At 35.3% G+C, this 13,581-nt stretch carries 6 protein-coding genes; 2 read left to right on the top strand and 4 right to left on the bottom strand.

The window, feature by feature from the left end; genetic code table 11:
• Positions 1-25: 25 nt before the first annotated feature.
• The 4 genes from topA to MTQ00_RS14270 form a co-directional block, all read right to left on the bottom strand.
• Positions 26-2,557: a type I DNA topoisomerase gene (topA, locus tag MTQ00_RS14255; RefSeq protein WP_273649880.1), complete on the bottom strand. Its 2,532-nt coding sequence runs from the start codon at positions 2,555-2,557 to the stop codon at positions 26-28.
• Positions 2,558-2,808: 251 nt separating this feature from the next.
• Positions 2,809-6,291 (bottom strand): T9SS type A sorting domain-containing protein, encoded by a 3,483-nt coding sequence (locus MTQ00_RS14260; RefSeq protein ID WP_273649882.1) that lies wholly within the window; start codon positions 6,289-6,291, stop codon positions 2,809-2,811.
• A 349-nt stretch (positions 6,292-6,640) separates the two neighbouring features.
• Entirely contained in the window at positions 6,641-7,780 is a 1,140-nt protein-coding gene (locus MTQ00_RS14265; protein WP_273649884.1) for an EpsG family protein, read from the bottom strand.
• Complete coding sequence (locus MTQ00_RS14270) at positions 7,777-8,784, bottom strand: hypothetical protein (RefSeq protein ID WP_273649886.1); 1,008 nt, start codon at positions 8,782-8,784, stop codon at positions 7,777-7,779. Before MTQ00_RS14270 ends, MTQ00_RS14265 begins: the two co-directional genes overlap by 4 nt.
• Positions 8,785-8,969: 185 nt before the next feature.
• Between MTQ00_RS14270 and MTQ00_RS14275 the strand changes: the two genes are divergently transcribed.
• On the top strand, positions 8,970-12,620 hold the full coding sequence (locus tag MTQ00_RS14275) for an MMPL family transporter (RefSeq protein ID WP_273649888.1): 3,651 nt from the start codon (positions 8,970-8,972) through the stop codon (positions 12,618-12,620).
• Positions 12,621-12,665: 45 nt separating this feature from the next.
• Positions 12,666-13,580: a dialkylrecorsinol condensing enzyme DarA gene (locus MTQ00_RS14280; protein WP_172281097.1), complete on the top strand. Its 915-nt coding sequence runs from the start codon at positions 12,666-12,668 to the stop codon at positions 13,578-13,580.
• Position 13,581: the final 1 nt, after the last annotated feature.

Genomic DNA, 13,581 nt, shown 5'->3' on the forward strand with positions numbered 1-13,581 from the left:
AATGGCTTTGTAATATCATTACTTTTTATTTCTTTTTTGTGGCAGTCGCTTTTTTCTTGGCTGCCGGCTTTTTTTTCTCGGCAAAAGCATTTTTATCCTGGGCAGTAATCCACTTTTTCACCTCATCCAATGAAACTTCTTTCAGTTCTTCAGCATCATATTTTGTGTCATCTTTTTTCTTTGGAATTTTGAACATGCTCTTTCCAAACTTAATAAATGGTCCCCATCTTCCATTTTCAATAGATATTTTTTCTTTCTCCCACTGCTGAATATATCTGTTTGCTTCTTTCTCCAGTTTAGCATCAATTAATTCATTAATGTCGCTTTGAGAAAGATTATCGAAATCATACTTTTTAGGAACGTTTACAAAAATACTCTGATATTTGATAAATGGACCAAACCTTCCTGTTCCTTTGGTTACCGGCTCTCCCTTGTAGGTTGCAATAGGAGCATCAGCTTTTTTCTTTTCTCCGATAATTTCTTCAGCCCTGTTCTGATCTACAGAAAGCGGATCCTCTCCTTTTGGAATACTGATATACGTTTCACCCCACTTTACATAAGGACCGAATCTCCCCACACCTACTGAAACGGATTGGCCTTCATAATCTTTCAGATCAAAAGGCAGCTTGAATAGTTCCAATGCTTCTTCAAGCGTAATGGTTGCAATATTCTGCCCACTCATTAGCGATGCAAAAGTAGGTTTTTCTTCATCTTCAGTCTCCCCTATCTGGATCATAGCTCCAAATCTTCCAATTCTGGCATGAACATTTTTACCTGTTTTTGGATCAACACCCAACAGCCTATCCCCATTTGCACGGTCCGCATTTTCTTCTACGTCTTCAATTCTTGGATGGAATTTGGAATAAAAATCAGTCATCATCTCCTTCCATTTCTGATCTCCGTTTGCAATTTCATCGAAACTTTCTTCAACTCTTGCCGTGAATCCGTAATCAAGAATTTCCTTAAAATGATCAATAAGAAAGTCATTGACTACCTCACCAATATCTGTAGGAACAAATTTATTTTTATCACCTCCGAATTTCTCGTCGAGTATTACCTTTTTAATTTTATCTTTTACCAAAGACATTTTCACCACTTCACGAATCTGTGGCTCAATCTCACGCTTATCAACATACTCACGGTTCTGGATGGTCTGAATGGTAGGCGCATACGTGGAAGGACGGCCTATTCCCAATTCTTCAAGCTTTCTTACCAATCCTGCTTCTGTATATCTTGCGCTGGGTCTGGTGAACTTTTCAGTTGCCGTAATTGATTTATAACTTAAAACTTCTCCTACTTTTACTTTCGGAAGTAATTTCTCATTATTTTCCTCGTCGTCATCTTCCGTTTTTACAATACCGTAAGCTTTAAGGAAACCATCAAAAATAATAACCTCACCCTGAGCTTCAAAATGCTGAGGCAAGCTCGTATTACCTATTTCAATGACCGTTTTTTCAATTTTAGCATTAGCCATCTGAGAGGCCAGCGTTCTTCTGTATATTAATTGATATAATCTGTTTAATTGAGCATCCCCAATACTTTTTACTGCGAAATCAGTCGGTCGTATCGCTTCGTGAGCCTCCTGTGCTGAAGCCGACTTTGTCGTATAATTTCTCGGAGCGGAATATTCTGCACCGTATTCAGATATAATCTGTCTTTTTGATCCTTCGATTGCTTCCTGAGAAAGATTCACGGAATCTGTTCTCATATAGGTAATGTATCCTTCTTCATACAGTCTTTGTGCAAGACGCATAGTGTTTGTTACATTATAACCTAATCTGGAAGAAGCTTCCTGCTGTAATGTAGAAGTAGTAAAAGGAGCAGATGCGGAACGCGTTCCAGGCTTTGTTTCAACATTCAGAACTTTAAACTCTGTTGTTTTTGCCTTTTCCAAAAATTTTTCAGCTTCTTCTTCTTTTTCGAAATCTTTTTTAAGTTTCGCAGCGATTTCCTGATCTTCTTTATTCAGGAAAATCCCGTCAAGCTTAAAGCTTGCTTTAGGATTGAAAGCGCGTATTTCTTTTTCTCTTTCAACAATTAATCTCACGGCTACAGACTGAACTCTACCCGCTGATAATCCCGGTTTTACTTTTTTCCAAAGAACAGGAGACATTTCAAAACCTACGATTCTGTCAAGAACTCTTCTTGCCTGTTGTGCATTAACCAGATTCTGATCGATATCTCTCGGGTTGTCAATTGCTTTTAGAATAGCATTTTTAGTAATTTCATGAAAAACAATACGTTTTCTGTTTTCCGGCTTAAGCTTTAATTCATCTGCCAAATGCCATGCAATGGCTTCTCCTTCACGATCCTCATCGGAAGCAAGCCAAACAATTTCAGCTTTTTTAACAGCAGATTTTAATTCTGTTACCAATTTCTTTTTGTCAGCAGAAACTTCGTAATCAGGACTGAATGTCTCAAGATCTATACCCATCCCTTTTTTAGGTAAATCCCGGATATGTCCGAAACTGGATTTCACCTCAAAATCCTTTCCTAAATATTTCTGAATAGTTTTTGCTTTTGCCGGGGACTCTACAATTACTAAATTTTTCGACATTCTAAAATTTTTGCAAAAGTAAAGCTTTTTTATTACATAGGTTTTGCAATACTTGTTTAATTTAAAAATGAAATGACTTTACAGGGCATTTATATACTGGTTTTATTCTTTTCAATCAAGTGATTGACTTAAAATTAATTTAGTAAAACACATCTTAATAGAATTTTTCACCTATTATTATAAGATCGGTAAATAAAGTAGTAAAAAATAAGCTGTCTCATGATTGAAACAGCCTATTTATATTTAAATTTTTATTCTTTTATAAGCTTAATGATCTTATTCGAGTTATTTATCCGGATCAAATATATTCCTGATGTCAATGTAGAAAGATTAGTCTTATCATTTTCAAATTTTCCGGACATGATCAGTTGTCCCGACATATTATATATCTGATAATAATATCCTCCGGTAGTATCCGGTGCCTTGATATGAAGTTCACTTTTTACCGGATTAGGAAAAACAGAGACCTGCTCTTTGCCCATAATATCCAAAAACTCATCTTTATTTAAAGGTGCTGCAGCTTTTGTCGCTGACAAAGATGTAATCTGAAGTTTTGTAATTACCCCTTCTTCATTTCCGTCTTCATCATATTTAACCTTTACACAACGGCAGCTCATTCCAAAATAAGGGTCGTTATTATCATGAAAAGCCATAATACGGTTTGAAGAGGAAGCTGCATCGAATAACATATTTACAGAACGCCCTGTATAATTCGACGCCAATGCACCGGTCCAGAATCCGGGATATTGATAATTAAGGACGTTATAAGTTCCCTGGGCAGATTGATTCCCTGTAACACTTCTGAAACCTCTGGATCCGGAATTAGGATAATTGCCGACAGGATATGCTGACTGATTGAACATATAGCCAATCGTAGTTGTCGTGCTTGGATTTCTGACTCTCACTCCCTGATAATCGTTAACGATACTATACATGGTTGCAACATTTTTATCCTTTTTATACCATGGAGTCATTCCAAAATCTTTACCGGAAACAATTGCAACACCAGACACATCAGGAATTCTCCAGCCTTCCGGACAAGGATCAAACGGTGATTTCACACCTCCTCTTCCCCATCTGTCCTGCGCCAGGTTCGGTTCAGTAGATAGCCAATCCGTTCCATTTGTATAATTAGGAGTACTGCTATTATAGGGAGCAAAAGTACTTGGAATCATATATACTAAAGGATTTCTAACAGAATAAGACAAGATTTTCGAAATTTTGTCAGACACCTTATCTGTATCCAGGAGATTTGCATTCGCAGCATAAGTATTATAAGGAACAATATAACTTCCGGACATATTATTATAAGTAGACGCAGCAAGGGTAGTATAACTAATCGTTCCGGTTGCTAAAACATTCCCAAGAAACACATTGTATGACCCTCTGTTATCAGCATACTGGAATGTTGGAATAGGATCTTTTCTTCCCCACTGATAATGAAGCCCAGTGGATGCCCTGATTCTGGATAATTCCGCAGAGGTAGGGGTAAGATTATTTACAACCATCGGAAATGCATCCGTTGCCCCCAGATTTCTGTCCATAAATTCGGTCCGGAAGGGAATATCTGCTTTATCTACATAATTGACATAATTGGTGGCATTTCCGGCCGGCAATTCTGTTGTATATTGAAGACTGTTCACGGGCGTGTCAGTAACCCAAATATGCCAGCTCCAGTAAACAGGATTAGTGATATTGCCATTATGAAGAGTAACCACCGCATTTCCACTTTGATTGGGATTAATTGCAACTACAATTTTAGACCCGCTTAAACCGCCCAGCGACGCAGGAGAGGGATTAGCTATTGATACATTACTAATTAAACTTGTATTAGTTGTCCAAAGTACATTTACCTTAAGGTTGTTATAATTGGAAGGATCAAGAATCTCCTGATTATTAAGAAGCTGACTTTGAACTGAAAATGCTTTACTCACTGGAATCTCTATGGTAGATACAGTCGTCGCCTTAACGATCTGATAAGTATTCGGATTATTTAACCCTTCAAGATATTCATTGGAAATGTTTAAAAATTCAGTAGGAAAATCATAATTATCCACCACATACAAAGGATCTTTTACGCAACGGCATCCATTAGCTTCTGAAGTATTCATTGTTGCTAACGGCACATATTGAAATCTACCTTTTATCGTAGGGAAATTTGAATCCGGAATGTCAGGCTGGGCTTTATCCGGAATCATATATAAGCCTCTTGCAACAGTAGCAGGAGTAGCATCAAACTGTCTGGCCATCGTCGCAGTCCATATGTTGGTATGGTGCTGGTCCGCATATTGTCCGGCCTGTGTTTCAATAGCTACCTGCCCCGTTCCGGGAAACAATCCCATATCGTAACCTCCGACCTGAGAAAGGTCAAATCCGATATTGGGATACAATTTAATTCCCTTCATAAATAAAGGCATATTCGTATCAGTGGGTTTTACAATATGGTAGCCATTGGATTCAAAAGCATTTTTCCCCATATTGGTTCTTACTCCAAAGGGAGAAAAATCGGTCCTGATATCATCCACATAATTTGCTGAGGCAAGATTAGCAACCAAAACCGATGGAATCCGCCATCCGTTGGGACAAGGATCATAAGATGACTTATCACGGTACGGTTGAGCTGAATCATCAGTGGTATAAGTTGCGTTTATTTTCCCCTGTGAATTGTCTGACCATAAATTAAGCTCAGATAACTGGTAGTCTTTAAAATTAGAGGATTTTCCAAACCAGTTAACCATCAGATTAGCATTGTTATTATAATATGCGGGACCAGAGTTATCATCCTTATTCACATAGATAAGACTCAAAGGATTTTTTACAGAAAGCTTGATATTATTGGTTACTTCAGCATTGGATAATAAAACAAACTTTCTGAGATCATCAATTTTAATGGCATTAGTGAAATTTTTTGCTCCCCGGTGCCTTATTCTTCCGATAGATCCTGATACTTCATAGAAATCATTACCCCTGTATACCAGAGAGGGTATCGGGTCTTTTCTACCCCATTGATAGAGTAAGCCTAAATTCCTGTTCCATTCTGTTCCTGTGATCGTTCCGCTTACAGAGCCTAAATCCCTATCCATCCACCTCCAGTCCGAATCGGGGATCTGCTCAATCACTCCATCGTTTCTCTGTCTTTTAATTGTTTCAAAACTTTTATAGGCAGATCCGTTAGTGGGATCATCAGTAACCCATACATGCCATGACCAAAAAATTTCGCCATTTATTCTAAATGCTATTACAGCATTTCCCTCTTTTGATTTATTTACAGGAACTTTAATTTTGGCATTCTGCCCCGTATCAAGTACTTCAAGAGCGTAATTACCTCCACTTATTATTAGCCCAGGAACATCCTCCCATAATACATCAGCCGTTAATTTTCCTTCGGGAATACCTTCACTGCCTATATATTTATCATCTTCCCACATGGCATAGGCTTTTCTGACCGGTATAAGCAGACCGGCATATTCCTGGTTAGGATCAAAAATATAACTATTGGGCGCCTTAGTCCAATCTAAGGCAAGTGGGTTTACTTTACTTTTTACATTAAGCTGGGATGAAAAACTTTGGGTATCAGCAGAATTGATCACTCTTTGATCATAGTTTTGTGGTATCCTGACCAAAGAATCGTTAACTTTTGTATAGTGATCACCTGGCCACTCATCATCTTTATCATATCTATACCCATTGCTACAATAGGCACTCACTGACACAAGGCAAAAAATTGCCGTCATTTTTTTTAGTATACTGTTTCTCATATCCTTAGGTTTGGTGTAGAAACACCAATACAAATTTTAAGCCCGCATCAATAAATAGTGATTTATATTATAAATATATATTTAATAAGTTAATTATTATATAAATACTATTAAATAAAACAATTATTTATAGATATTCTATTTTGATTAAAACAGCACAAAACTACAATATTATTGTATTGAATTTTAAATTTGTGGTATATTAAGTTCACAAATAATAAGGAAAAATACAGTCTGGAGCGTAAAGAAACGAGCATTGATAAGGGATAACAGAAAAAAGACGCATCTTTAAAGTGCGCCTTTTGTCAATACATTTACTTTACTGTTAAGGTAAAATATGATTTTTATAGAGGTCAATGGTGAACCTACCTGCAATAATATTTCTGAAACTGGAAAATACCACGAAGTTGAATATGGTCAATGCAATGATAAAGGAATATATTAATCTCTTTTTATTAGCCGAAACAACATACATTGCATTAGGAATCAATACAAATGAGAAACCAATAAACGCTCCCGCAAGCCTGGATGAGAACACCGGATTGTTTCTGAATATGAAATAAAAACAGATTCCAATGACGGCATAGTTCCTGTGATATTCATAATATGGATATTTTTCCTTCATGGGAGTATCAAATGCAAATAAAAAGAATGTGAGAATTGCCATTAACGCTTCGGGAATACCAAATCCCCCATTTAATCGCTGCGCCGTCTCATCCACATATCCGTTAAAACCTTCCACAAGCATACTATCGGAGGCAATATTACTCAAAAAGTTACCAAAAACCTTATACACTTCGAATGGAGACAAAAAGATCGAAACAATAATAGACACCAGCATCATTGTTTTATTTAAAGGTATGCGTGCAACCCAATACATGGGTAGAAATATATAACATACATTATGAATCCCTGAAGCTATGAATACAAAGAATAAATAGTGCCATAATTTTCTTTCTTTGATATACCTGATTGCGAAGTATATAATAAAGGTTCCAAGATTCTGCCTGATCTGTCCACTTTCTCCAATGAAGAAATTGGGAATAAACATAAACAGCGTAAAAGTAAATGGATAAAAAGTATTGTCTTCGGTATATTTTATCTTAAAAAATATAGCAAAAATAGCAATAACGAGTGTCAGCATGTAAAACGGAGCATTGAACACATTAAGCATGATCTTATTGATCAATGCATACAACCATTCTATATCAACATTCTCTGAACCTTCTATGTGAAGGGCCTTTAAAAAGATACTCCAATACTCTTTTGTATCTGAATAGATATAAATCCCTTTATAACTCCCATAATCCGGCCCAACACTATCTCTGAGCCCGGCAATAATAATCAGGTAAACCCCTAAAAACCAAAACCACTTTTTATCAACTTTATTTCCAAAGACCTCCTGCACGCTAAAAATAAGCATGTAGATCATCGCAATGATGTAATATGGATGCAATAAACTCATGAGAGGATCAGGGAATTTTTAAATTGATGATAAGCCACTACAATTCCTGTAAGAATAAGTGGAAGGAAAAGCCTCACCTCCCAGTAAAGTCCCACCATGGTAATCATAGCAAGATAAGGCAATGAGAAAAATAAATACTTTTTAAATATCGTTTTATTGTCAGCAGATACGCCCAACAGGTATACAAAATACAAGACTATGGATCCAAATAACAGCCCCGCCAGATTGAACGGGCTTTCGAAGTTCCTGTTGATATAAAAGCCTTCTACAAAAGTAGTTTCCTGAACAACAATCATTCTCAATCCTAAATAGGCTGTTAAAAAAGAGATCACCAGAGGAATTGTTTTTGCGACCATTGTATAATTTCCTTTTCTGAGATCATCTATATCCAGGAAGAGTGCAGCAAAAAAAGCAATATTCAGACAAGCCGTCTCCCTAACGAACGTCGAAAGAAATATTAAAACAATTAGAATATAAAAATATGCAGTCTTATTTGTATGAAAATACTTTAATGTTAAAAATACTCCTGTCAGATAACAAAAAAGTGCCATCATATCACAATTTGTAGGTGCATATTGCGTGATTACAATAAAAAACACGGCCAGCAGATGAATAACTCTTTTTAGATTGATGTTTACAAGAAGTGAAACCGGCTTCAGGGAAAGTAGTTTATTAAAAACAACGGAAGAAAGAATAAAGAAGAAACTGTTCATCAGAAAAAGACCATGATAAAATGCAGTTCCGTTTTTATGTAGAAATTTCCGAAAAAAGCCCAAATAATTTTCAATAATATATCCCACAATGTCCGTAAGATACAAACTGAGATAGTTGGGAAGTACCCGATAAGCATACACCGATGAAAACAAATAATCGGGCGGCCTTTCTGCTGTTTTCAATCTTGTGTAGGAAGACTCAAATCCATAATAGGACATTGAGAACAGCAAAAGCGGAAGTATTATCGTAAATAAAAATCCGTTTATTTTTTCATCAAATATTTTCAACATATCAAAACAGCTTTTTATTCAGAATAATTTTGTTTTAAAATATATTATTATGAGGGACATTTGCAAAAGTATAAGTTTTTTTTATTTTACCTAAACATTTTATTGATTTTAAAATAAACTTACGGGGTAAAAGTTTTGAACTAATACTTAAAAAATTAAATTTGCAAACTTGATTTTTTAATGCGATGCATCGTTTTTTTATATTTTTATACTATTTAATCTCCAAAAACAGAGTTCTATCTGCATTATTTGCAGTGGGAATTGCTTTGGTTTGCCTGTTTTTTGCATCAAAAATAAATTTCGAGGAAGACATCAATCAGATCATTCCTAAAAGTGAAAAATCTGATCTTACTGCAAAAATTCTTAAACAACTTAATTTTTCAGATAAGATCATCGTCATCATTGAGAATAAATCTTCGGAGGATAATTTTCAGCTTTCTGAAACCGCCAATACTTTTCTGGAAAAAATTTCTCCTTTAGAAAAGTATATCGGAGCGATTCAGGGAAAGGTAAATGACAGTGAAATTTCCGAGACTTTTGATTTTGTAAATCAAAACCTCCCTTTGTTTTTAGATGAAAATGACTATAAAGAAATCAACAGGAAGATTCAGAAAGACAGCATTGCAAAACAGGTAGAAAACAATTACATTTCTCTTGCTTCCCCAACAAGCCTGGTTACAAAAGAATTTATAAAAAAAGATCCCCTCGGAATTACTTTTTTAGGCATTAAAAAATTGAATGCACTTAACGTCAGCAAAGATTTTAAGCTGGAGGATAATTTTATTGTAACGAAAGACGGAAAAAATTTATTACTTTTTATTGATCCTAAAAACAAAAGTAACGATACTAAAAACAATGAATTTTTTGTAGACCAGCTCAACAAAATAAAGGATGATCTTAATAAAGAATTTAAAGGAAAAACAGAAATCAGCTACTTTGGTTCACCCGTAATTGCGGTTGCAAATGCTGAACAGATAAAAAAGGACATTCAGAATACAGTAATGATTTCCATGACTGTACTGCTGATCCTGCTTATTTATTATTTCAGGAATTTCTTCACTCCGATTATTGTTTTTCTTCCTACGGTATTTTCTGTTCTGCTGGCACTGCTTATCTTATATTTTATTAAGGATAAGATCTCAGCAATTTCATTAAGTGTCGGAGCAATCCTGATCGGAATTACAATAGATTATGCCTTGCACATCCTTACACACTATAAACACAATAATAATATTGAAGAGCTCTATAAAGAAATTACCCAACCTATTATTTTAAGCAGTGCTACCACTGCGGTTTCATTCTTATGTCTTGTCTTCGTAAGATCGGAAGCCTTAAAGGATCTGGGACTATTTGCTTCACTAACCGTAATGCTTTCTTCCATTTCAGCCCTGATTATCGTTCCCCAACTATACCACCCTAAAGAAAAAGGGGAAAAAGCAAGCACAAATTTCATTGACAGGATCGGCTTTTATCCCTATGAAAAGAACAAACCCCTAATTATAGGATGCTCCCTGGTCATTATTGCCTGCTTATTTGGATTCAGGCACGTGGGTTTTAATGAAGACATTGGAGATCTAAACTACATTCCAAAGGATCTGAAAATAAGCGAAGCAAAATTACAGAAGCTTTCAGATATTACTTCAAAATCAATCTACACCATTTCCTATGGTAATTCTGAAGAAGAAGCATTAACCCGAAACACCCAACTGAACCAATTTCTGGAAAAAGAAAAAAAGGAAGGAAAAATCCTGAGCTATAATTCTCTGGGCAATGTAGTCCTGTCTGAAAAGGATCAGCAAAAAAAGATTGAAAACTGGAAAAAATTCTGGAACGACCAAAAGAAAAATCAAACGGTTTCAGAATTGGTAAGCAATGGAAACAAATTTGGATTTAATAGTTCAGCTTTTAAGCAATTTACAGAACTTTTAAACAAAAACTACTCCACCCGCAGCATTGAGGATTATGAAAAAATAAAAGCACTACAGGTATCTGAATTTTTAAGCAATGAAAAAGGATTTTATACTATTTCCAATATTATAAAAGTGGATGAAACTAAAAGAGATGCCTTTATCAGAGATGTAGAAAAAAAGCAGGATGTTCTTGCTATTGACCGCCAGCAAATGAATGAGAACTTTCTGGGATTATTGAAAAGAGATTTCAACACCCTGATCAATTATTCACTACTCGCCATCATCCTTACTATTATTGTCTTTTTCAGAAATTTTGAACTCACTGTCCTTACCATGTTCCCTATTGTATTAACAGGAGTGGTTACAGCCGGCATTCTTTATTTCTTAGGGCTAGAACTCAATATTTTCAGTACTGTAGTCTGTACCCTTATCTTTGGAGTCGGAGACGATTTCAGCATCTTTCTGACAAAGGCTATGCAAAAGGAACATACTACAGGTAAAAATGAACTTCCTACTTACAGGATCTCAATCATATTAGCTGTTTTCACCACTATTTTATCGATCGGCTCATTGATTTTTGCCAAGCACCCGGCATTACACTCTTTGGCACTGGTGGCTTTAATAGGAATGTTTTCGGTTATTATCATTACTTCTACTTTGTATCCGTTCTGGTTCAGACTTTTAATTATTAACAGAGCAAAAAAGGGACTTTCTCCTATTACTTTTAGATTATTCCTTCACTCCGTGGTATCGTTTGCCTATTATGGGCTGGGAGGATTTCTTTTTTCCTTATTTGGAGCTTTTTTTGTTAAAAATGCCAAGGGAAATACACTCAGGTATATCAAAATATTCATTGCCCGGTTTTTAACTTCTGTTTTATATAGTAATCCATTTGTAAAAAAGACGGTGATAAAAAATCCTGAAGAAGATTTCAGTAAACCTGCTATTATTATTGCCAATCATACTTCATTCCTGGATACACTAGCACTGGCAATGACCAATTACAAGATTGTATATCTTGTAAATGATTGGGTGTATAACTCACCTATTTTTGGAAAACTTGTAAAGGCATTAGGTTTTTATCCGGTTTCCCAAGGTATTGAAAACGGAATTGACAAACTAAAAGAAAAGGTACAACAAGGATATTCGCTGGTGGTCTTTCCGGAAGCAGAACGTTCTTATACAAATGATATCAAAAGATTTCATAAAGGAGCTTTCTACCTTTCTGAACAATTGAATCTGGATATTTTGCCTGTATATATTCATGGCAACTCGGAAGTATTGCCAAAAGGAGACTTTATCATTTATGATGGGAGCATTACGGTAAAAGTAGGAGATCGTATCCATCAAAATGATGAGAGTTTTGGGTCCACGTATTCTGAACGAACAAAAAAAATAAACGCTTATTTCAGAGAAGAGTTTTCAAAGCTAAGAGAAGAGCTGGAGGATGAGGATTACTTTAAAAAGAAGCTGTTTCTGAGCTTTTTGTATAAGGAAAATGAGATTGTAAAACAGGTTAAAGAAGATTTCAGGATCAATAAGTCTGCTTACTTTGAATTGAACATGCATATTCCTAAAGACGCAACGCTTCTTCATATTGCAGATGACTACGGCCAGATTGATATCCTACTTTCTCTTCAACAGGCAAGCCGCAAGATATTCAGTTTGATTCCGGATATTGAAAAAAGAGAAATCGCTGATCATAATTATCTCGTTAAAAAAAGAAAAATAAACTATATATCCACAATTTCAGAGATTAATAAAAAGGTTGGTATACTTTTAGTTTCCAGTGATAACTATGCTTTAAACAGTATTGATCAGCTTCCTGATGTTATTATCTTCTTCAATATTAAAAACTTATTGTTTCAAAACGACGAATATAATTTATATTTTAGTTCAGAATCAATTAAAATCTATAAGAGATAACAGATAAATTATAAAATTATATTTTTGTAAACAATAAAAATTTCCATGCAGAAGAACATACTTGTCTTATACTATACACAAACGGGCCAATTAGAGGATATTGTAAAGAATATTGCCCAGCCTTTTGAGGATAAAAAGGACGAATATAATGTCACCTATTATAGCATTAAGCTTAAGGAAGACTTCCCTTTTCCATGGCCAGGTGATGTTTTTTTCAATACATTCCCGGAGTCTTATTTACAAATCCCAAGAGAAATCCTTCCTCCGCCCGAAGAAGTATTGAATAAGAAATTCGATCTTATTATTTTCGGGTACCAGGTTTGGTATTTAACTCCCTCAATTCCAATTATCTCTTTCTTAAAAAGCGGTTATGCGGAAAACATTTTAAAAGACACTCCTGTTGTTACTGTTTCAGGAACCCGAAATATGTGGATGCTTTCGCAGGAAAAACTTAAGGTATATTTAAAAAACTTAAATGCAAAACTGGTCGGAAACATTGCATTGGTAGACAGACATGATAATTATACCAGTGTATTGACTATTTTGCGCTGGTTGACAACTGGAAAAAAAGAAAAATCGGGAATGCTTCCGGCAGCAGGAATTTCCGATGAAGAGATTGCCGGAGCCGGAAAATACGGTAACATCATCAAAAGGCATTTCGATAATAACCACTATGATAATCTGCAACCTGAACTAGTAAAGAACGGAGCTGTAGAAATCAGACCTTTTTTAGTAAGGGTGGAAAAAGTAGGAAACAAAATCTTTACTGTATGGTCTAACCTTATTATCAGGAAAAAAGAAAAGCGACCAATGCTTATCAAATTCTTTAAGGTATATTTGATGGCAGCGATATGGATTATTTCTCCTATTGTTTTAGTTTTTCACATATTGTTGGCACCTCTTTTGAGATCTAAAAGAATGAAAGAAAAAAAATATTTACAAGGAATAAATTTAAAATAAG

Origin of the sequence: Chryseobacterium sp. B21-037, from assembly GCF_028570785.1 — a bacterium.
In the GTDB taxonomy this organism is placed as follows: domain Bacteria; phylum Bacteroidota; class Bacteroidia; order Flavobacteriales; family Weeksellaceae; genus Chryseobacterium; species Chryseobacterium proteolyticum.

What these genes read in the sequence shown, in the direction of transcription:
- MTQ00_RS14265 (WP_273649884.1), bottom strand. Translation starts at nt 7,780, where the DNA reads ATGAGTTTATTGCATCCATATTACATCATTGCGATGATCTACATGCTT.
- MTQ00_RS14260 (WP_273649882.1), bottom strand. Translation starts at nt 6,291, where the DNA reads ATGACGGCAATTTTTTGCCTTGTGTCAGTGAGTGCCTATTGTAGCAAT.
- MTQ00_RS14270 (WP_273649886.1), bottom strand. Translation starts at nt 8,784, where the DNA reads ATGTTGAAAATATTTGATGAAAAAATAAACGGATTTTTATTTACGATA.
- MTQ00_RS14275 (WP_273649888.1), top strand. Translation starts at nt 8,970, where the DNA reads ATGCATCGTTTTTTTATATTTTTATACTATTTAATCTCCAAAAACAGA.
- MTQ00_RS14280 (WP_172281097.1), top strand. Translation starts at nt 12,666, where the DNA reads ATGCAGAAGAACATACTTGTCTTATACTATACACAAACGGGCCAATTA.
- topA (WP_273649880.1), bottom strand. Translation starts at nt 2,557, where the DNA reads ATGTCGAAAAATTTAGTAATTGTAGAGTCCCCGGCAAAAGCAAAAACT.